Raw genomic sequence first — 21,318 nt, 5'->3', positions numbered from 1 at the left:
AGCGACCGAGGTGTACGCCACTCCCGAAGGCGACCTGGAATCCCGTGAGTATCTGCGTCCGGTGTGGAGCCGGATCGACGGGGAGTGGAGGTCGATCGACACCGCGCTCGCCGTTGTCGGGAAGGGGGCCGACGCGGGCATGGTCGCGCCGAAGGCGGCCTCGGTGGGGCTCGCCTTCTCCGGCGGCGGTGAGGGCCCGCTGGTTCGGCTCGAACGCGCCGGCCGGACCTTCGAACTCTCCTGGCCGGGCACAGTGCCGGAGCCTCGACTGGAGGGCGACACGGCCACCTACCCGGAGATCCTGCCGGACGTCGACCTGAAGCTCTCCGCCCGTCCCGAGGGATTTACCCAGCTCCTCGTGGTCAAGGCGGCACAGGCGGCCGAGAGCCAGGAACTCGCCGAGTTACGCCTGGGGTTGCGAACCGAGGGCCTGGTCACCCAGGAGACCGCGACCGGCGGAGTCGAGGCCGTGGACCCTGCGGCCGGTGGCGTGGTGTTCGAGGCACCCCGGCCGGTGATGTGGGACTCCAGCCTCGCAGCACCTCAGCAGCCGGCGGGTGCCGAACGGTTCGCCTCCACCCGCGCCGTCGAAGCCGAGCCCACCGCCGCCGAGTCGGGACGGGTCAAACCCGTCGACGTCAAGGTTCCTTCTGGCGGCGATCAACTCGTCCTCACTCCGGACCGCGAGCTACTCACCGGAGCCGACACCGTCTACCCAGTCTTCATCGACCCGCAGTGGTACTCGCCGAAGGCCACCGCGTGGACGATGGCCTCGCGGTACTGGGCCGGTTCACCCCAGTGGAAGTTCAACGGCGATTCCGACGCCGGGCTCGGCTTCTGCGACTGGAACTACTGCAACCCGCAGGACGTGAAGCGGCTCTTCTACCAGATTCCGACCACGAAGTTCGCGGGGCGCAGCATCCTGTCCGCCGAGTTCGTGGTCCGCGAGACCCACGCCGCCTCCTGCGAGGCGCGCGAGGTCCAGCTCTGGCGAACCAAGGCGATCAACGGCTCCACCACCTGGAACACCCAGAACGCCGACGGCTTCTGGATCGACCACCTTCAGACCCGCAGCTTTGCCCACGGCTTCGACGGCTGTGCTGCGGCCGACGCCGAGTTCGACGTGAAGAACGCCGTGGCGATGGCGGCAGCCAAGGAGTGGCCCCAGATCACCTTCGGCATGCGGGCGACCAGTGAGAACGATCGCTACACCTGGAAGCGGTTCTCGGACGACGCCTTCCTGAGGGTCGAGTACAACCGTCCGCCGCCGCGGATCTCCACCTCGCAGCTGTCCATGGCCCCGGGTGGCTCGTGTGCGAAGTCGGGCAGCGAGGTCCACGTCCGGTCCCGCGCCACGATCAAGGCCATCAACGTGACCGACCCGGACAAGGACCGTCTCCAGGTGCAGTTCCGGGCCCTGTGGAACGCGGGCGACGGCTGGAAGCAGCACTGGATCTCCGCCAAGAGCACCGACAAAGCCTCCGGTTCGTCCTTCTCGATCCAACTGCCCACCAGCATCCCGCAGGAAGAGGTGGTCGGCTGGCAGGCCCGCGCCTGGGACGGCGGCCAGTGGTCGCCATGGAGCGTCGAGAACGCCCACAGCTGCTACTTCGTCTACGACACGAAGGTGCCCGTCGGTCCCGGGATCAGCTCCGCGCAGTACCCGAGCAACAACGACGACGACCCGAACGCCCCCTGGTGGGACGGCGTGGGCCGGTACGGCACCTTCAAGATCGACTCACCGTCCCCGGACGTCACCACGTACTGGTTCGGCGTCAACGAGAACCCCAGCAGCAAGCACACGTTGACCACTTCGGGCGGCGGCGCCAAGACGATCAATCTCATGCCGACCAAGGCCGGGATCAACTTCATCACCGCCAAGGCGTTCGACGCAGCCGGCAACGGCTCCGAGCCGAGCACCTACTACTTCCGCGTTCGCGCCGGTCAGCCCGACCGGTTGTCCTGGCAGATGGACGAGGCCGGCGGAGCAAGCCAGGTAGTGGGTGAGGGCGGCGAGTGGTCGGCCGTCGTGAGCGGAGCGAAGATGGGCGTCGTCGGAGTCTCGGGCAACGGCCTGGAGTTCGACGGCGTGGACGACTACGCGGCCACCGAGTCCCCGGTCCTCAACACCGCCAAGAGCTTCTCGGTGTCGGTGTGGGCCAGGATGGCGGCCGATCACCCCAGCACTCCGCAGGCTGTCGTGTCCCAGTCAGGCGCCCACCTCAGCGGGTTCGAGATCTACTACTCCACCGCGCTCGGCGGCTGGTCCTTTCTGCGGCACTCCAGCGACACCGCCACGGGTGCCACGGTGACCCGGGCCCTCCAGCCCGCTTGCCCGGCTGGGGACACAGCGTGCCTGGAGTCACGGGTCGACATCTGGACCCATCTTGTTGGTGTCTTCGACAACGCCAACCAGCTGATGAAGCTGTACGTGGACGGTGAGCTGGTCGACTCGGTTCCCTTCAGCAACCCCTGGGACGCGCGCGGACGTACCATCCTCGGCGGCGCCATCCATCACGAGAGTTCCGATGATTTCTTCAAGGGCTCGGCCGACGAACTCCAGCTCTTCGACTACCAGCTCACCGACGCCCAGGTGGCCCTCTTGCACAACCGCCGGCCGGTGGACACCAACCGTCCGGCCAAGTTGGTCTTCCCGCTCGATGAGACCGCCCAGGACGTGGCGCCCATCGGCCGCTCCCAACAGGCCGCCGCGCAGTTGAAGAACGGCACCACGTCCGGGGCCGACGGCGTCAACGGCCGTGCGATCCAGTTCGACGGGGTCGACGACTACGCCACGACCGGCCGTCCGATCATGGACACATATCAGAGCTTCGCGGTCTCCGCCTGGGCCAAGTTGCCCAAGGACAAGGAGGCACGGCCGATGACGGTCATCGCTCAGTCCAGCACGGTCAACCTGGGTTTCGAGTTGACCCACTCCTCGGCCCTCGGCGGCTGGGTCTTCATGCGGGAGCAGAGCAACCAGCCCGAATCCACACTGGTCCGCGCCACCCAGACCGCGTGCCCGGCGAACACGAATTGTCCGGCCGCACGACACGGTGAGTGGAACCATGTCGTAGGCGTCTACGACAACGACGCCGGCCAGCTGAAGCTCTATGTCAACGGCGTCCTGGAGGCCACCGCCCCCTTCACCACGCCCTGGCTCGCCGTCGGCCAGGTCACCCTGGGCGGCACCGGCAAGGCGGATGGCAGCCTCGGCAACCGGCTCAAGGGCTCCCTGGACAACGTACGGCTCTACGACCGTGCCATCTCCGACGACGAGGTGCGCCAGCTCTTCACACAGAACCCGGTGGTCAAGAGCCGCTGGAAGTTCGAGACCGCGTCCACGGCCAACCCGCCGGTCACCCCGGACGCCGGCCCCGCCGGCGCGGGCCTCGGCCTGTACAACGGCGCCGAGCTCGATGGCGGCTGGGTCGACGGCGGCCTGGCGCTGAACGGCGTGAATCAGTACGCCGCCACCTCGAACGGCGTCGTGCCGGTCGACACCAGCGCCAGTTTCACGGTGACCGCCTTCGTGCAGGCGTCGGCGCAACCCACCCGGGAGGTCGCGTTGCTCAGTGCGCCGGGCACCAGCAAGGACGCGTTCTCGGTGCGATACATCCCGAGCAGCACGCCGGCCACTGACGGTGGTCGCTGGCGGATCACCACCGCCGCCGCGGACAAGACCGACGCCGAGGCCGCCGAGGTGGAGAACGGACAGTTCTACGGCCCCGAGGAGTGGACCCACCTGGCGTTGGTCTACGACGGCTTCGCGCACGAGATGCGGTTGTACGTCAATGGCCAGCTACAGGAGGTCGCCTGTCAGGACACCGATGACGACGGTGCCCCCGACACCGCGGGCTGCACCGACCAGGTCTCCTACTCCGACAACGTGCTGACCTTCAAAGCCGTCCAGTCGCTGCAACTGGGGCGTGACCGGGCCGGGGCCTATTTCCCCGGCTCCGTCTCGGACCTCTGGACCTTCCAGGGCACGCTGAACGAAGTGCAGATCCAGAACCTGGCAGTCGGACAGCCGGGCCGGGACACAGATGTCCCCCGTAACTACTGACAGCCCCGCCTTACCCGTACGACACCGGCTTCGCATCCCCATCGGGATGCTTCCTGCGAGGGATGAAGGACGAGGATGAACGGAAGATCCCGTACGCTCCCGCGTGCCCTGCGCCGCCGCGTGGCCCTGGCCTCGGCCGCGGTCATGGTCGGCACGCTGTTGCAGGCCGTGGCCCAGCCCGCCGTCGTCGCCGCCGACCGCGGCACGGGCCGTCCCGACCTGCCGGAGGCGGAGAAGCCGGTGGCGGTCGGCCCGGTCACGGTCACTCCCCGCACCATCATGAAGGGCCCCCGCACCCCCGAGGAGGCTCCGCGCGCCGCCTGGCCCAAGCCGGGCTCGGTGACCGTGGGCCTGCCCGAGGGCTCCACGACGGTCGTCAGGGCGAAGGGGCTGCCGCTCGCCCTGGGGGCCGCGAAGAAGCCGGTGTCCCAAGGGGCCGTGCAGGCCCAGGTGTTCGACCGGGCGACCGCGCGTCGGGCGGGCGCCGACGGTCTGCTGTTCGCCCTCCGCCCGGCGGCTGGGGCGAAGGCCTCCGCTGTGCGGACCCGGGTCGACTATTCCTCCTTCGCGGGGGCCTTCGGCGGCGGATACGCCGACCGCCTGCACCTTGTCCGGCTACCCGGGTGCGCGTTGACCACGCCCGAGAAAGCGAAGTGCCGCACCGCCGAGCCGGTCGAGGTTGTCAACGACGCCGAGCAGCAGACCCTGACCGCGCCCAGGGTGGCCCTGAGCGCCTCCGGCTCCACCGTGCTCGCGGCCGTGGCTGACGAGGCGGGTATGGGCGGCGACTACAAGGCGACCCCGCTCTCGCCGTCCTCGACGTGGAGCACGAGTCTCAACACCGGTGACTTCTCCTGGTCGTACCCGATGGACGTACCGGACGTGCCCGGCGGACTGGCGCCGAGCGTCGGCCTGTCCTACTCCTCGGGCTCGATCGACGGCCGGACCGGCAACACCAACAACCAGGGTTCCTGGCTGGGCGACGGCTTCGACCTGTGGCCCGGATTCATCGAGCGGCGCTACAAGCCCTGCTCGGACGACGGGGTGGAGCATGCCGACGGCGGTAAGCCGGGCGACCTGTGCTGGGCCTACGACAACGCGTTCATCTCCTTCAACGGCAAGGGCGGCGAGCTGGTGCCGTCCGGCACCGACTCCTTCCGGCTGAAGAACGACGACGGCACGAAGATCCAGCGGATCTACGGCTCCGGGTCGGACGTACGCTCCAACGGCGCCCGCAACGACGAGTACTGGAAGGTCACGACCCCGGACGGAGTGCAGTACTACTTCGGTTACAACCGGCTGCCCGGCTGGGCGGACGGTAAGGAGACCACCGACTCCGCCTGGACCGTCCCGGTCTTCGGCGACGACGCGAACGAGCCCTGCCACGCTGCGGCGTTCGCCGACTCCTGGTGCGACCAGGGCTGGCGCTGGAACCTCGACTATGTCGTCGACCCGCACGGCAGCGCGATCGCCTACTACTACGACAAGGAACTCAACTCCTACGGCCGCAACCTCGACGACAAGCTCAACACCCGTTACGTGCGGGGCGGTTCGCTGGACCGGATCGAGTACGGCCTGAAGTCGAACGCGTTGTATTCGGCGCAGCCGCTGGCGAAGGTCGACTTCACCAGCAGCGAGCGGTGCATCCCGGACGCGAGGACCACCTGTTCCGACATCTCCAAGGACGCCTTCTACTGGTACGACACCCCGTGGGACCTGAACTGCGACGCGGGCGCCACCTGTGACCAGGGGCGGCTCTCCCCGGTGTTCTTCACCCGTAAGAGGCTCACCTCCGTCAGCGCCCAGGTGCTCAAGTCGGGTTCCTATGCCGACGTCGACTCCTGGAAGCTCACCCACCGCTGGGGCACCTCCGACACCGACTACCAGCTGATTCTGGACTCCGTGCAGCGCACCGGGCACACCGCGACCCCGGCGATCACCCTGCCGAAGACCACCTTCAGCTACGTCCAGCTCGCCAACCGGCTCGACCGGACCGGTGACGGCTTCGCACCCTTCATCAAGGAGCGGCTGGCCACCGTCGCCGACGAGGCGGGCGGCCAGATCGACGTCGGCTACTCGGAGCCGGTGTGCGACTTCGCCGCGCTGCCGACCCCGCAGACCAACACCACCCGCTGCTTCCCGCAGTACATCGGTGGCAGCGCCACCGACGACCCGGAGCTGCACTGGTTCAACAAGTACGTCGCCTCGACGGTCACGCTGACCGACCGCACCGGTGGTGCCCCGGACCAGATCACCTCCTACGACTACCTGGACGGCGCGGCCTGGCACTACGACGACGATGACGGGCTGACCAAGGAGAAGGAGAAGACCTGGTCGCAGTGGCGAGGCTACGGTCACGTCCGGGTGAGGAACGGCGGCCAGGGCGGCGCGTCAGCGATGCGCTCGCAGACCGACAGCTACTTCCTGCGCGGCATGGACGGCGACCGCAAGGACCCGAGCGGCGGCACGAAGGACGTCAGCGTCTCCCTCGGTGCGGGCGAGGGTGCCCCGCTCACCGACCACGAGTCGGCGGCCGGGTTCGACTACAAGAACGTCACCTACTCGGGTCCCGGCGGCTCGGTGCTGTCCAAGACGGTCAGCCGCCCCTGGCACCACGAGACGGCGAAGAAGGTCCGTGACTGGGGCACGGTGACCGCCGACTTCACCGGCACCGCGCAGATCAGGACCTGGACCTCGCTGGACGACGGGGCCGGCACCAGGTGGCGAACAACCACGACGGACAACACCTTCGACACGGTCGCCGGCCGAATCACCGTCACCGACGACCGCGGCGACGACTCCACCACGGCCGACGACAAGTGCGTCCGCACCGGCTACCCGGCGTCCGGGGCGATCCTCTCGCTGCCGTCCCGCGTCGAGACGGTCGCCAAGGCCTGCGACGCCACCACCGACCGCGCCAAGGACGTCGTCTCCGACATCCGCACCGCATACGACGGCCTCGCCTACGATGCCGCTCCCACCATGGGCGACGCCACAGCGACCGCGATGCTCAAGTCCCACGACGGCACCACCGCGACCTACACGGAGACCGCAGCCGGCTACGACAGCTACGGCCGCAAGACCAGCAGCAACGACCTGAGCGGCACGGTCACCGCCAAGTCCGGCACCCTGACCCGCACCGACCGCAGCGACGGCCGTACCACCACCACGCTCTACACCCCGACGACCGGCTTCCCGGCCTCCGCCAAGGTCACCACCCCGCCCGTCACCCCGGGCGACAGCACCACGGCCCAGTCGACCACCACCACCAACGACCCTGCGCGCGGGTTGCCGTTGACGGTGAGCGACACCAACGGCAAGGTCACCAACTTTGCGTATGACGCGCTGGGCCGCCAGAGCAAGGTGTGGCTGCCGGACCGGCTGACCGGCGCCGTCCCGACATACGAGTACACGTACACGATCGCAGAGAGCCAGCCGATCGCCGTCGGCACGAAGACCATCGGCAACAACGGCGCTCAGGTCACCTCGTACGTCCTCTACGACGGCTTCCTGCGCCCCCGTCAGACCCAGGACCCCGGCCCGGGCGGCGGGCGGCTGCTGGTGGACACCTTCTACGACGAGCGCGGTCTGACGTCGAAGCAGTTCCTGACGTACTACGACACGGCCAAGCCCGCCACCACCCTGGTCGAGCCGCAGGACGCGCTGGCCGTGGAGACGCAGAACCGGTACAAGTACGACGGGCTCGGCCGGCAGACCGAGTTCCGGCAGATCTATGGCAACGGCGACGGCGGACAAGTCCTCAACACCACCAGGACGATCTACGGCGGCGACCGCACGACCGTCATCCCGCCGGTGGGCGGCACCGCCACCACCACGCTGACGGATGCCCGCGGCCGGACCACCGAACTGCGCCAGCACCACGCGCGCGCCGCCGAAGCCGCCTACGACACCACGAAGTACGGCTTCAAGCCGAGCGATGCCCTGGAGAAGGTGACCGACCCGGCGGGCAACGAGTGGTCGTACGAGTACGACCTGCTCGGTCAGCTGACCCTGTCCAAGGACCCCGACAAGGGCCAGGTCAAGTACTTCTACGACGACCGCGCTCTGCTGAGCTCCACGGTCGACGCCCGCGACAAGACACTCTGGTACGGCCACGACGGCATCGGCCGCAAGACCGAACTGCGCGACGGCTCCGCGACGGGCACGCTGCGCGCCAAGTGGACGTACGACACGGTCAGCGGTGCCAAGGGCTACCTCGCCGAGTCCACCCGCTACGTCGACGGACTGGCGTACTCCTCGAAGGTCGTCGCCTACGACCGGCTCTACCGGCCGCTGCGCACGTCCGTCACCGTCCCGGCTTCGACCGCGAACACGGGCCTGTCCGGTACCTACATCTCCACCACGACCTACAAGGAGTCCGGTCTCGTCGCGGGTATCGGCCTGCCCAAGGCCGGTTCGCTGGCCGCGTCCTCCGCGGTCTACACCTACGAGGACGACACGCTGCGGCCCATCGGCGTGGACGGCAATGAGGGAATCAAGTCCTCGGTGAAGTACAGCCTGGTCGGCAAGCCGCTGCAGTACGAGCTGTCCAACGCGGGCGGCAAGAAGGCATGGATCACCAACGAGTACGAGCCCGGTACCCAGCGGCTGCACTACACCCGTGTCGACCGCCAGGACGTTGCCGGCGTCGACCAGGCGTCCACGTTCGCCTACGACGAGATCGGTAACGTCCTGTCCGTCTCGGACACCTCACGCTCCGGCACGGACACCCAGTGCTTCACCTACGACCACCTGCGCCGACTGACGGAGGCGTGGACCCAGCCGACCACCTCCTGCGCGAGCGCACCCGCCGCGAACCTGCTCGGCGGACCGGCCCCGTACTGGTTGTCGTACGGGTACGACAAGATCGGCAACCGGCGCACCGAGGTCGAACACGACGTCAGTGGCGACACGGCGAAGGATGTCACGAGCACCTACGACTACCCCGTCCCCGGCGCCGGAGTGGTGCGGCCGCACGCCCTGAAAGCGGTCACCCGTACCGGGCCCGGCGTCACCGAGGGTGACAGCTACACCTACGACGCGACGGGCAACACCGATGTCCGCACCCTGGGCAACGGCACCACGCAGGACCTCGACTACGACGCCGAGGGACGCCTGGCGAAGGTGACCGAGCCGGTGGAGGGCGGTTCTCCCAAGGTCAGCGAGTACGTCTACGACGCCGACGGCAACCGGATGATTGCCCGCACGCCGACCGAGACGACCCTCTACCTCGGCGCGTCCGAGATCTCGGTCGCCGAGGGCACGAGCACGCCCAGGGTCACCCGCTACATCGACGTCGGCGGCGGCCACACCGCCATCCAGGCCGACGACGGCAAGGTCTCCTTCACCACTGCCGACCACCACGGCACGGCCCTCCTCGCTGTCGACGACGGCACGCAGGCGCTCAGCCAGCGTCGAGTACAGCCCTTCGGCGGCATCCGGGGCCCGGCACCCACCTCATGGCCCGGCACCAAGGGCTTCGTCGGCGGCACCAACGACACCTCCACGGGCCTGACCCATTTGGGCGCGCGCGAGTACGACCCGGCGACGGGGCGCTTCCTCTCGGTCGACCCGGTGATGGACCTGACCGACCCGCAGCAGAACAACGGCTACACCTACGGCAACAACAATCCGGTGACGTTCTCCGACCCGACCGGCCTCTGGTGCGACAGCTGCAGCGGCGGCAACGGCTGGCCCACCGCCGACGGTTACGGGGACGACGCGCCCAAGAAGGGTGGCACCGGCCGAGGTGACAGCAAGGGGAATACGCAGTCCCCCACTCGGACCGTCAACGTCAAGCAGAGCAAGGACAAGGTCTCGATCGAGGGCATCGAGGTCCCCACCGCGCTCGAGCTCGAGTACCTGTACCCGCTCGTCGACGAGAAGGAGCGTGTCGAGACATGGGCCAAGCACAAATGCTCCGACTTGCACCCCAACACGGCTGACTTCTGCGGCGCCGCCAAGGCCCTGGGCTGGCTCCACTACGAGCAGACCCTGTTCGACCGGATCGTGATCGCTTTGGTCGCCCCGGACATCGACGCCTGGAAGCGCTGCTTGGGCGGCGACAGCGTCAAGGCATGCGGCTCGGCGTCGCTGGACCTTCCGTGGGCGCGCGCGCTCAAGGGCGTGAAGGCCCTCAAAGCGGCCGACGAGGCCGCAGCGGTGGCCAAGGCATGCAAGAAGAACAGCTTCGTACCCGGCACCGAAGTCCTCATGGCGGACGGTACGACCAAGCCCATCGAGGACGTCCGGATCGGTGACGAGATCCTGGCAACGGACCCGAGGACCGGCGAAACCACTGTCAAGAAGGTCACAGCCGAGATCGTGGGCCAGGGGTTGAAGTCCCTTGTCGACATCACTCTGTCCGTCGCCGGTGAGGACGTCCACATCACCGCGACGGCCGGCCACCCCTTCTGGGTACTGGGCCTCGGCGAATGGCTCGACGCGTCCGAACTGACACCGGGCCTGCGACTCGACACAGCCACGGGGAAGTCCGTCCGGATCACAGAAATAACCCACCGAACACAGCAGGCAACGGTCCACAACCTCACGGTCAGCGACCTGCACACGTACTATGTACTTGCTGGGTCGACACCGGTCCTCGTTCACAACAGCAACTGTCCCACTCTGACGTCGGCAATTCACGATGATTCGCTTCTGGTTAGGGCTGCGCAGAAAGCCGGAAAGAATCAGACAGTTCAGCGGGATCTTGATGCAATGCAGGCGAGGCTGGCGGAGGGTAACTTGAATCCGGGTATCGGAAACGGTTTCCTGACCGGAACTGATGTTGCCTATGCTCGTTCTAGGAACGGAGCGAGGCTCTTTTTCCGAAACACAGACGGTGGCATCCAGATCGTCGGCAAAGCCGACAAGGGAAATGAACCCGCGGTGATCGCTAGATTGCAGGGCATTTATGGACGGTGACTCGTTGATCCAGAGAGAGATTGGTAACGCCACTGCTCTCTTCATGGTCGCGCTCGGGCAAAGGCCGGAAGAGGCGTCGAATCTTGACCTGGTTCTGACGCTGGAGGATGGATCGCGATGGAGTGCGACCGTTCTCACCTTGGCGGAAGTAGATGCCATCTGGAAGCGATGGGAAAGGACGGGAGAGTGCTTCAGCGGCAGATATTTCAACTGTCCCGACCTCCTACTTGTAAGGGAAGCTGGAATTGACAGTATCTGCGAGGTACTGGAAGACGTTCTGGCGACTGGGGGGCCGGAGGGGGTCCTCGTGCGCCTAGAAGGCGATGGCGCGATTGATTGACCGCCCAAGCGGTTCGCTTTCGTGAAATTCGAGGCCCCATCGGTCGTCGCCGATGGGGCCTCTGCGGTGTCTGACGGCAGTAGTTGACGGCAACGTCAGCGGACGGGGACCGTGCAGAGGGGCGGCTCGTCGCTGTCGTCGGGCTTGCCGGGGGTCTCGGCGGGGGTGCGGAGGGCGTGGCCGAGGAGGTCGATGGCGTCGCGTTGGAGGCGGAGCCGGACGTGGGCGTAGACGGTGGCGGTGACGCCGATGTGGGCGTGCCCCAACAGCTCCTTGATGACGACGAGTTCCACTCCTTGCTCCAGGAGCAGGGTCGCGGTCGAGTGGCGGAGGTCGTGGAAGCGGATGTGGCGGAGCCCGGCTCGGCGGAGCAGGGTGTTGAAGTGTCGGGTGAGGGTGGACCCTTCGATTGGTGCACCGTCGGGGCGGGTGAAGACGTAGCCGCTGTCCCTCCAGCCCGTCCCCGCTGCTTCGCGTTCCTGAAGTTGTCGGTCGCGGTGCTGTTCGAGAGAGCGCAGGCACGGCGTCGGCAGGGCGATGCGTCGCTCCGAGCTCTTGGTCTTGGTCGGGAGGGCGGTCAGGCCGCCGGAGTTGGTGCGCTGGAGAGTACGGCGGATGCTCGCGAGCCCGCCGACCAGGTCCAGATCTTCCCAGCGCAGGCCGAGGAGTTCGCCCTTGCGGAGCCCGGTGCGCAGCGCGAGTCCGAACAGCGCGTGCAACCGGTGACCGTCGGCGGCGGTCAGGAATTCGCGGGCTTCGTCGGTGGTGAGGGGTTCGAAGCGGCGGGGTCTGGGTGTGCCGGTGCGGACGTTGCGGGCGACGTTCCGCGGGATCTCCTCCTCGCGTACCGCGTGTTCCAGGGCGGACTTGAGGACGGAGTGCACGTAGGCCAGGGTCAGCGCCGAGAGCCGCCTCGCGCAGCACGTGCCAGCAGCGCAGCAGCGGGGCTCATCACGTCCGGCGTCCATGCTGCGTACGCAGCACTGGCAGGTGGTGCGGAGCTGGTTGAGCCAGGTGCGGACGTCCTTGGCGGTGAGCTTGGCGAGCTTCTTCTTGCCCAGGCCGGGGATGAGGTAGAGGCGGGTGACGGCGGTGTAGCGGGTGTGGGTGTTCTCGCGGAGCTGGTGAACGGCGACCGCGTCGAGCCAGTACGTCAGGTACGCGGCCACGCTGCCCTGCGCAGACGGGATAGGGAGGCCGCGGTTGCTGGCGGAGATCTTCTCCGTGAGCTTGGCCAGGGCCTCCTTCCTGGTGGTGCCGTAGACGCGGATGCGGCGGCGGGTGTTGCCGGGGGCGAGGACGTATCCGGCGGCTTCCCAGCGGCCGTCCTTGCGCTGGTAGACGGTTCCGTCGCCGTTGGCACGCATGCGGAGGGAGGCGTTGGTGTCTCGGGGCGTGGTCATCAGGCAGCGGCTTCCTGGTCGAGGCGGGTGCGGATGAAGTCGGTGGGGGCGTGGGCGGGGATGCGGCGGGAGCGGCCGAGGGTGATCGAGGCGAGCTGGCGGGTGCGGAGCAGGTCGTAGATGGCGGAGCGGCCGAGCTGGAGGCGGGCCATGACCTGGGGCACGGTCAGCAGCTCTTCCGGCGTACTCAGTCCCCGCCGGGTCGGGGCGGGTTCGTGCGCGTTCATCCGCAGCCCCCTTCGGCGACGAACCGGCGTTCCAGTTCCCGGCGGTGCCAGACGTGGGCTGCGAGGGGCGTGCCGCCGGGGCTGTAGCCCGAGCCCTGGTAGGCCCAGTGGCCGACGACGAGGGTGGTCGTCGGGTCAGGGTCGGGCAGGCCGGTGTGGGCGCGGGTCTGTTCGGTGCGCCAGGTGCGGCGGGCGTCGCGCAGCGCGCCGAGGGTGGTCGAGTAGGAGCGGGACTTGGTGGAGAAGTGGCCCCGGAAGCCGAGCATGTGCGCCCACTTCCACAGCTTCAGATCGGCGAACTCCGGCAGCCTGCCCAGCTCCCAGCAGGTGCGGATCATCTGCCGCACATGGGGTGCGACGGCGAGCCGGGGCAGCGGCCGGGCCTGTCCAGTGCCGTCGCAGGCGGTGCAGGGGAGCGGGGTTCCGTGGGGCAGGAGGGTGGCGCCGCGCCCGTGGCAGGGGCGGCAGAACAGGGAGCGGTCGAGGGTGCCGGAGGCGTCGGCGGACTTGGCCACGTAGGCGGCGACGGCTTGATCGGTGAGTTTGGTGTCGGTGCCGAAGGCGGCGATCTCGCGTACGTCGAGCTGCTGGCCCCAGGTGAGCTCGCGTTCCCCGATCGCGTCCGAGGTGACGGAGACGCGGGCGCGCGGTGCGGCGGCGCGGATGGCGTCGGTGAGCACGGCGACGGTGGCGTACGAGGGCAGGGGCTGGGTGCTGCCGTCGGTGCCGTCGAGGCGGATCACGGCGTGGAAGTGGACCAGGCCGCGTTTTTGGTACTCGGCGACCTTGGCGAAGGACACCCGCAGCACGGCGCGGGCGGCCTTCTGGGTCAGGTCGAGCCGGACGGCGAGCTCCCGGCGCAGATAGGTGGTGAAGCGTGCCCACAGGGCTCCGGCGTGGGCGTTGAAGAGGACCGCGCCCGCGTAGTCGTACGTCGCCGGGTTCAGCGGCGTGCCGAGCAGAGGGTCTGTGGGTTCGTGGCGGGTGCCGCAGCGGCAGGGCCTGGTGTCGGGGCGGTTGTGGACGGGGCCGAAGGAGGGGGCGGTGAGGGTGGCGAAGACGCGGGGGTGGGTGCGGACGGTGTCGGGGACGGTCTTGCCGCCGGAGAGGCCGGCGCGGATGAGGTGGTAGGTGTCGGCGGCGTAGAGGCGGGCGCAGGCCGGGCAGCGTGAGGCGCGGCGGTTGCCGCATGTGGTCAGCAGGCTGCCGGTGGGCTCGTCGGAGGCGGAGTAGGTGCGCAGGACCTCGCCGGTCGTGGTGTCGATGGTGGTGGTGCGGCCGGTCAGGCGGACGGGTTCGGTGCAGCCGCCGAGGTGTTCGATCTGCTGCTGTGCGCGGTCGAAGTCGGGGTGGTTGACGAGGTGGAGCAGGTCCCGCACGGCGGGGCTTGCCACGTGGCGCAGGTCCAGGGTGACCATTCGGGGCGTGTCCCTTCTGTCGGGGTGGGGGCCGTCATCGTGACCACCCCGGCGAGGCGGTGCGCGACCGGGCCTCCAGTCGCAGGGCGGGAACACATGGGGTGGTGCTCTTTCGCACGGTGACGCTCCTCGGCGGCGTGGATGCGTGCCCCTGGGTCCGTCGGTGCCGCAGGGTCGGCACCGATCCTCATGCCGGTCACCAGGACGAAGGAACCTCTACCAAACCCCACTCCAGGACGTCCTGCACCATGTGGAACGTCCCTAGTACCGTCCTGAGGCGAAGGGGGAGACTCGTGCCGAACGAGAGACTACGAGCCGTCATGGCGGCGGGAGGCTGGACGTACGCCGCACTCGCTCAGCAGGTCGAGGTCGACCCCAAGTCGGTCGAGCGCTGGGTGAACCTCGGGCGTATCCCGCGTCGTGCCACCGCCCTCCATGCGGCCAAGGCCCTGGGAGAAGACGTGCACGCACTCTGGCCGGCGCTCCGCCAGGCCCGCCCCGCCCGCGCCATCAGCCCCGAACTGGTGGCGCTCTACGAACAGCGGGCCGACATCCCCGTCTCGACGTTCACCGACCTGATGGCCCAGGCCCGGGAACGGATCGACATCCTCGTCTACGCGGCCGTCTTCCTCCACGAGGCCTACCCGCGGCTGAACGAACTCCTCACCGAACGCGCCGCCCAAGGCTGCACCGTCCGCATCGCGATCGGAGATGCCGACAGCGACAACGTCCAAGCCCGCGGCCAAGAGGAGCGGTTCGGCCACGGCATCGAATCCCGCTGCCGCCTCGCGCTCACGCACTACAGGCCGCTCGCCGGCACCCCCAGCATCGAAGTCCGCACCCACAGCACCACGCTCTACAACTCCCTCTACCGCGCCGACGACCAGCAACTCGTCAACGCACACGTCTGGGGCGTCAACGCCTACGCCGCCCCCGTATGGCATCTTCGCCGACACGAGACGAGCGGCATGTTCGACACCTACGCCGACAGCTTCGACGCCGTGTGGGCGACGGCAACCCCCGTACGAGAGGAAGCCTGACCCGTGGCCCGCACCGAGCACTACGACGACCCCACCGCACCCAAGCCGAACAGCATGGTCGTCGCCGCATCCGCCGTCGTCACCGACGACCACGGGCACATCCTCCTCCAGCGCCGCCGCGACAACGACCTATGGGCACTGCCCGGCGGAGGCATGGACCTCACCGACTCCCTGCCCGGCACCGCCGTCCGCGAAGTCAAAGAAGAGACCGGCTTCGACGTAGAGATCACCGGCCTGGTCGGCACCTACACCGACCCGAAACACATCATCGCCTACACCGACGGCGAGGTCCGACGCCAGTTCAACGTCTGCTTCACCGCCCGCATCACCAGCGGCCAGCTGGCAATCTCCGACGAGTCCACCGAACTCCCGTTCGTACCGCCCGAAGAGATCGACCAGTTGCCGATGCACCACACCCAACGACTCAGGCTCCAGCACTTCCTGGAACACCGCGAGAAGCCGTACCTGGGCTGAACCGCCTGACAGCAGTAGCTGACGGCAACAACCCCGCACAACCACGGACACCCACGCACCTCACCGGACCAGCAAACCGCACTTGACCTGCGAAAAAGCAGGTCGAGGGGGTCCGCTTAGCACACGTACTATGTGCTGGCGGGGGAGACTCCGGTCCTCGTTCACAATAGCAACGGATGCAGTGTCGCCCGTAACGAGAAGGGGCAGTTCACATCTGGAGAGAATGCGGACGCGGCCCGTGGGCGCCAGACGCACTTGAACTACAGGAATGCTCTGGGGGCTGGGTACGACTTCGAAGTCACGCTTCCGAGCGGGCTCCGGCCTGATGCGGTCGACTGGAAGAACCGAGTCGTGCGTGAGTTGAAGTCGGACGCGAAGAGCAGCCAGGCGACGGGGCGGCGACAGTTGCAGAATTACGTCGCCGAGTTGGAGGATATGACCGGTCAGAGCTGGACTGGTCATCTCGATACGTATAAGAGGTTCAGCTGATGGTTAACTCGATTCTCCTGGAGGCTCTCAATGAGGTCTTCAAGCCGCTGGGATTTCGAAAGAAGTCGGCAAACTGGTACAGAGTGTCTGGCGATCTCTACTGTGTAGTTGGCGTCCAGGAGTCCCGCTGGAACGAGTCGTGCTACGTGAATGTTGGATTCGCTCCAGCGGTCAATGTCAAGGCGGGATGGCTCCCGGAGTCGAAATGTCTCGTCAGGTTCAGGGCGGACGCAATCACCTCTATTTCTCGCGAAGATCTCGACCTCCTATCCGGAGAAGCGGTGGAGACGAGTGGAGAGGATGATCTTCGAGTGGGCCTCGTCGAGAAGATTGCAGCTCCAGTAGCGCGGGCAGTCAATTCGATTGAGAGTATTCAGGGTTTGAAGTCGCTGCTGCGCACGAGCGTTAGCGATCAGGTGTTCATTCATCGTGAAATCAGGGGCGAATTGCTTCAAGAGGGGTGACGCAACGTCCTTGATTCCGGCTGAAAGGTTCGCTTCGGTGAATTCCGGCTTCTCGGAGTACCGGTTTTCTCGGGATTGAACAGTGCTGGCGGCAGTAGTTGACGGCAACGGCGGCGAACACCAGGGTGTTCGCCGCCGTTGCCGTGCGCCCGTGCGCGGGGTCAGGGGTGATTGAGGGCGTTGCCGAGTGCGGTCATGGCTTCGCGGTGGAGGCGGAGTCGGGCGTGGGCGTAGACGGTGGCGGTGACGCCGATGTGGGTGTGGTCGAGGAGTTCCTTGATCACGATAAGTTCGACTCCGTGTTCGAGCAGCGGGGTCGCGGTCGAGCGATGGAAGCTGGCCTTGTGGGGAGCATGATGAAGGTGTGGGTGAGGTTGGTCGGGTCGGTCGCTCTGCCCTGCTGAGTGGCGAACACGTGTCCCTTGTGCTGTCACGTGTTGCCTGCGGAGTTGGCGGGCTTTGTCGGCCGTGAGGAGTTCGAAGCGCCGGAGTCGTGGGTGTCGGTGCGGACTTTGCGGGGCCGGTGGCATCCCATCAGGCCCAGGCTGGGCAGGTGTTGCATGGCGTCCGGTGGCGAGACCGGAGAACCGCGCGTTGCGCGTGGAGCGGTACGCCGGGGCAGCAGCGTCCGGTCGACCTCGTCCAAGCGTTCCGACGGGCAGGTGCTGGCCGCCAACATCGATCACGTCGTCGTCTGTGCGTCGCACGGGAGCGTCGCCTGACCTCGGGCTTTCGCGAAGGGGCGTCCGAGGTCACAAGCGGATGCCTCACACCGTGGCTCACCCGCCCGCCGCGCCGCGGTCCACTCCGGTCCAGGCCAGTGCGATCGCTCCGTCGAGGAGCGCTCGCTGTGCCGTGTCGCCCACGCAGTGCGCGGCGAACTCGTGTTGGTGGTTGGTGGCGGGCAGGGAGCCGATGCCGATGTAGGGGTGGATGGCCGGTACCGCCTGGGAGACGTTGCCCATGTCGGTGGAGGCGCGGTTCATGCGGGCCGCCTGGCCCGGTGGCGCGAACTCCCGGCCCAGGGCGAGGGCGTTGGCGCGGTAGTGCCCGAGGGCGGTCTCGTCCGTGCGGAACTCCGCGTACGGCTTGCTCTCCGGCTCGATCTCCAGCTCGCAGCCGGTGGCCAGGGCGCCCGCCTCGAAGGCCCGCATCACGCGTGGCTCCAGCTCGGCCAGTTCGGCGAGCGTCTCGGCCCGTACGTACCAGCGTCCGGTCGACCGCTCCGGGATGGCGTTCGGGGCGTCCCCGGCGTGGGTCACCACGCCGTGCACGCGGGCCGAGGCCGGCAGTTGCTGGCGCAGGAGTCCGATGGCGACCTGGGCCACCGTGAAGGCGTCGGCCGCGTTGATCCCGGTCTCCGGGTAGGCCGCGGCATGTGCGGACTTGCCGGTGTAGGAGATGCGTGAGTGAGTGACGGCGAACGGGCGGGCCTCGGCGACGTCGACCGGCGCGGGGTGCACCATCATCGCGAGGTCGACGCCGGTGAAGGCGCCCCGGTCGAGCATCTCGATCTTGCCGCCGCCGCCCTCTTCGGCGGGGGTGCCGTAGACCTCGACGGTGAGGCCGGCGTCGTCGGCGACGGCGGCCAGGCCAAGCGCGGCACCGACCGCGCCGGCCGCGATGAGGTTGTGCCCGCAGGCGTGCCCGAGGCCGGGCAGCGCGTCGTACTCGGCGCACAGCGCGATCCGCACGGGCCCGCTGCCGAACCGGGCCAGGAACGCCGTGTCCAGGCCCAGGTAGGACGAGGTCACCTCGAACCCGGCGCGGTCGAGCAGTTCCGGTACGGCCGCGGCCGCCCGGTGTTCCTCCCAGGCCGTCTCCGGGTCGGCGTGCAGCCGCTCGGACAGCCGGATCAGGTTCTCGGCGTGCCGGTCGATCTCGCGCCGGGCGGCCTCCTTCAGCGCGCCCGTCGGCGCTCCTTCCTCCGGCGGCGCCATCACAGGTCGCCCGGGACGCCGTAGGAGGGCGCGGAGGTCGGGTCGAGGCCGCGGCGCACGTAGTCGTCGCGCTGCGGCAGCCAGATGTCGAGGAGTTCGGCGAGCCGGTCGACGGGATCGTCGGCCCAGTCCACGCGCAGGTCGGTCACCCGCCAGTCGACGTCCGCGACGACGGCCAGGCCCGCCGAGTACACCGGCCCTTCCTCGCCGCCGGCGGCGACGGCGGCCTTCAGGGCGGTGATCAGCCGCTCCTCCAACTCGCCTGTGGCCTGCGCGTAGGCGTCGAGGAGAACGTCGGGGATGTGCTCGCCGGACAGCATGTTGCCCGCCGCCACCGCGCCGTCGGCCGTGGCCGAGGCGTGCCTGCCCAGGACGCGTGAGCCGGTGTACGCGAACCCCGGACCGGACCGGCCCAGCACGGTCAGCTGCCGGTACTCGATGTGGTCGGCCGCCTCGGTGACCTCGGCCAACGCGCGCTGCGCAGCGCCGTGCTCGGCCAGCCGCTCCAGCAGCCTGGTGCCGAGGGTGGGGTCGGTGACGTTCTGCGAGGACGCGGCGCCGACGCCGGGCCGCAGGTGGCCGACCCTGGCGAAGACGGCGGGGCTGGAGGAGCTGGCCACCATGCCGAACCGGTCGCCGTCGCGTACGGCGAGGGAGAACGTCATGCCCGCTCCTCCCCGGGGATCACGGCGACGGCGTCGATCTCGCACAGCCACTCCGGACGCGCCAGGGCCGACACCACCAGGCCGGTCGAGATGGGGTGCACACCCTTCGTCCAGCGGCCCACGGTGCGATAGACCGCCTCGCGGTAGCGCGGGTCGACCAGATAGACGGTCAGCTTGACCAGGTGCTCCATCCGGCTGCCCGCCTCTTCGAGGAGCGTCTTGATGTTCGCCATGGCCTGCTCGGCCTGCGCCCCGGCGTCCCCGACACCGACCGACTCACTGGTGTCGAGATCCTGGCCGATCTGCCCCCGCACGTACACGGTGTTGCCGGCGACGACGGCCTGGCACAGGTCGTTGTCGAGGCTCTGCTCGGGATAGGTGTCACGGGTGTTGAACGGCCGGATCCGGGTGTGCCCGCCGGCCACGATCGGGCCCTTCGCCCGACGGCCCTCACTCGTGGAGGTCATCAGCTGCTCCTCAGACGTTCTGGGCCGCCGGCACGACGCCGGACCGGTCGGTGCTGCCGTACGCGAGATAGCCCCGCTGGGTCGCGATGTGGTCGGCGACGTACCGGGCGTCGTGCCACACACCCCAGATGAAGCTCGACCCGCGACGGGACAGCCAGGGCAGCCCCAGGAAGTACACACCTGGCTCGCGGGACACCCCACGCCGCTGCACCGGCCGGCCCCTCTCGTCGAAGGTGTCCACCTCCAGCCACCCGTAGTCGGCGGCGAAGCCCGTCGCCCAGACAATGGAGGTCACGCCGGCCCCGGCGAGGTCCAGCTCCAGCCGAGGGTCCGTCATGCACTCCGGGTCCGGCCCCAGCACATGCGCCTCCGGCTCCTCGGGCAGGTCGAGCCCGTTGCGCCCGACATACGCGTCGGCCGCCCGCAGCAACTCCAGATACTTGGCGTCGCCGAGCGCGATGTTCGCGGCGAGATCCGGCGCGAAACGCAGGACGCCGTCCTCGTACGCGGCCGTCATGCCGACCAGCTCGATGCCGTCGGCGACCAGGGCACGGAAGTCCACCGTGTGCCCGCCGCGGGCGCCACTGACCGCGATGGTGACATGCTCGGCACCCTGCGGCGGCGTCTCCGCGTCCCAACGCCCGAGCACCCCCAGCCACCAGCAGAAATCCCGCCCGCGATACTGCCGGGGCGGACGGTCATGAGGCCCGACGGACAGGAACACACGGCGCCCGGACCGGCGCAGCTCATCGGCGATCTGCACCCCCGAGGAACCGGCGCCGACCACAAGGACCGCGCCCTCGGGCAGTTGCTCCGGGTTGCGGTACTTGCTGGAGTGCAACTGCACGGGGACGGCACCGTCCGGGACGATGGGAGGGAAGACGGGCCGCTGGAACGGACCGGTCGCGGCCACGACGAAACGCGCGTCGATCGAGCCCTCCGACGTCTCGACCCGGAACCCGGGCCGACCGGAGTGCCTGCGCACCGAGGTCACCTCGACCCCGGTACGGACCGGGGCGCCGATCTTCTCGGCGTACGCGACGAAGTAGTCCGCGACCTGCTCCTTCGAGGCAAAGCCGTCGTCAGCGACGTTGAAGAACTCCAGCCCCGGAAACCGGTCGTGCCACGCGGGTCCGTTCGCCACCAGGGAATCCCACCGCTCCGAACGCCACCGCTCGGCGATCCGATGCCGCTCCAGGACGATGTGCGACACACCATGGGCCCCCAGATGCTCGCTCATCGCCACACCTGCCTGACCCGCCCCGACGACCACTACTTCCGTCTCTTCATTCAGCATTTCACCCTCCACTCAGGCGGCAGTCCATGCCGATTTCGCGTGGACCGGGCTACCGCACGAAATATCCTTGGGCGCACACAAGAATCTGTCCAATAGATGCTTTT

Annotated in this window: 14 protein-coding genes and 2 pseudogenes; 8 read left to right on the top strand and 8 right to left on the bottom strand. The window is 68.4% G+C overall.

Annotated elements, in window-relative coordinates:
* Positions 1-10: 10 nt before the first annotated feature.
* The 3 genes from CTZ28_RS32965 to CTZ28_RS32955 all read left to right on the top strand — a co-directional run bounded on the left by CTZ28_RS32965 (position 11) and on the right by CTZ28_RS32955 (position 11,330).
* Entirely contained in the window at positions 11-4,066 is a 4,056-nt protein-coding gene (locus CTZ28_RS32965; protein ID WP_259471923.1) for a LamG domain-containing protein, read from the top strand.
* Positions 4,067-4,141: 75 nt separating this feature from the next.
* On the top strand, positions 4,142-10,990 hold the full coding sequence (locus CTZ28_RS32960) for a polymorphic toxin-type HINT domain-containing protein (RefSeq protein WP_121893390.1): 6,849 nt from the start codon (positions 4,142-4,144) through the stop codon (positions 10,988-10,990).
* Between the two features lie 4 nt (positions 10,991-10,994).
* Positions 10,995-11,330 carry a hypothetical protein gene (locus CTZ28_RS32955; protein ID WP_147481228.1) on the top strand — a complete coding sequence of 112 codons (336 nt, stop codon included), beginning with the start codon at positions 10,995-10,997 and terminating at the stop codon, positions 11,328-11,330.
* A 95-nt stretch (positions 11,331-11,425) separates the two neighbouring features.
* Here CTZ28_RS32955 and CTZ28_RS32950 read toward each other — a convergent pair whose 3' ends face one another.
* From CTZ28_RS32950 to CTZ28_RS32940, 3 genes are read right to left on the bottom strand one after another with little or no spacing between them, the layout of a single operon-like run.
* Entirely contained in the window at positions 11,426-12,733 is a 1,308-nt protein-coding gene (locus tag CTZ28_RS32950; protein WP_121893388.1) for a tyrosine-type recombinase/integrase, read from the bottom strand.
* Positions 12,733-12,960: a helix-turn-helix domain-containing protein gene (locus tag CTZ28_RS32945; RefSeq protein WP_183154703.1), complete on the bottom strand. Its 228-nt coding sequence runs from the start codon at positions 12,958-12,960 to the stop codon at positions 12,733-12,735. Before CTZ28_RS32945 ends, CTZ28_RS32950 begins: the two co-directional genes overlap by 1 nt.
* The gene (locus CTZ28_RS32940) at positions 12,957-14,378 is read right to left on the bottom strand and encodes a replication initiator (protein WP_121893387.1); all 1,422 of its coding nucleotides are present in this window, start codon (positions 14,376-14,378) and stop codon (positions 12,957-12,959) included. The genes CTZ28_RS32945 and CTZ28_RS32940 overlap by 4 nt, the downstream gene beginning before the upstream one ends.
* A 320-nt stretch (positions 14,379-14,698) precedes the next feature.
* Between CTZ28_RS32940 and CTZ28_RS32935 the strand changes: the two genes are divergently transcribed.
* The 4 genes from CTZ28_RS32935 to CTZ28_RS32920 all read left to right on the top strand — a co-directional run bounded on the left by CTZ28_RS32935 (position 14,699) and on the right by CTZ28_RS32920 (position 16,845).
* Positions 14,699-15,418 carry an XRE family transcriptional regulator gene (locus tag CTZ28_RS32935; protein ID WP_121893386.1) on the top strand — a complete coding sequence of 240 codons (720 nt, stop codon included), beginning with the start codon at positions 14,699-14,701 and terminating at the stop codon, positions 15,416-15,418.
* A 3-nt stretch (positions 15,419-15,421) separates the two neighbouring features.
* A complete protein-coding gene (locus CTZ28_RS32930) occupies positions 15,422-15,892 on the top strand; it encodes an NUDIX domain-containing protein (protein WP_121893385.1) in 471 nt (156 codons plus the stop codon).
* A 132-nt stretch (positions 15,893-16,024) separates the two neighbouring features.
* Positions 16,025-16,381 carry a hypothetical protein gene (locus tag CTZ28_RS49730; protein WP_121893384.1) on the top strand — a complete coding sequence of 119 codons (357 nt, stop codon included), beginning with the start codon at positions 16,025-16,027 and terminating at the stop codon, positions 16,379-16,381.
* Positions 16,381-16,845 (top strand): DUF4304 domain-containing protein, encoded by a 465-nt coding sequence (locus CTZ28_RS32920; protein ID WP_121893383.1) that lies wholly within the window; start codon positions 16,381-16,383, stop codon positions 16,843-16,845. The genes CTZ28_RS49730 and CTZ28_RS32920 overlap by 1 nt, the downstream gene beginning before the upstream one ends.
* Before the next feature lie 161 nt (positions 16,846-17,006).
* Here the strand turns inward: CTZ28_RS32920 and CTZ28_RS50015 are convergent.
* Positions 17,007-17,275 (bottom strand): annotated as a pseudogene (locus CTZ28_RS50015) (site-specific integrase); the annotation flags it as partial.
* A gap of 151 nt (positions 17,276-17,426) precedes the next feature.
* On the opposite strand from CTZ28_RS50015, the pseudogene CTZ28_RS48845 reads away from it, so the two are divergent.
* Positions 17,427-17,549 (top strand): annotated as a pseudogene (locus tag CTZ28_RS48845) (ribosome small subunit-dependent GTPase A); the annotation flags it as partial.
* Between the two features lie 75 nt (positions 17,550-17,624).
* Here CTZ28_RS48845 and CTZ28_RS32910 read toward each other — a convergent pair.
* From CTZ28_RS32910 to CTZ28_RS32895, 4 genes are read right to left on the bottom strand one after another with little or no spacing between them, the layout of a single operon-like run.
* On the bottom strand, positions 17,625-18,785 hold the full coding sequence (locus CTZ28_RS32910; protein ID WP_121893381.1) for a M20 family metallopeptidase: 1,161 nt from the start codon (positions 18,783-18,785) through the stop codon (positions 17,625-17,627).
* The gene (locus CTZ28_RS32905) at positions 18,785-19,450 is read right to left on the bottom strand and encodes a DUF1028 domain-containing protein (protein ID WP_121893380.1); all 666 of its coding nucleotides are present in this window, start codon (positions 19,448-19,450) and stop codon (positions 18,785-18,787) included. The genes CTZ28_RS32910 and CTZ28_RS32905 overlap by 1 nt, the downstream gene beginning before the upstream one ends.
* On the bottom strand, positions 19,447-19,917 hold the full coding sequence (locus tag CTZ28_RS32900; RefSeq protein WP_121893379.1) for a RidA family protein: 471 nt from the start codon (positions 19,915-19,917) through the stop codon (positions 19,447-19,449). The genes CTZ28_RS32905 and CTZ28_RS32900 overlap by 4 nt, the downstream gene beginning before the upstream one ends.
* A 10-nt stretch (positions 19,918-19,927) precedes the next feature.
* Positions 19,928-21,214, bottom strand: a complete 1,287-nt coding sequence (locus tag CTZ28_RS32895; protein ID WP_121893378.1) for a flavin-containing monooxygenase — start codon at positions 21,212-21,214, stop codon at positions 19,928-19,930.
* Positions 21,215-21,318 lie beyond the last annotated feature (104 nt).

It is taken from the genome of Streptomyces shenzhenensis (genome assembly GCF_003688995.1).
Lineage (GTDB): Bacteria > Actinomycetota > Actinomycetes > Streptomycetales > Streptomycetaceae > Streptomyces > Streptomyces shenzhenensis_A.
This window is presented reverse-complemented; position numbering and strand designations above follow the sequence as displayed.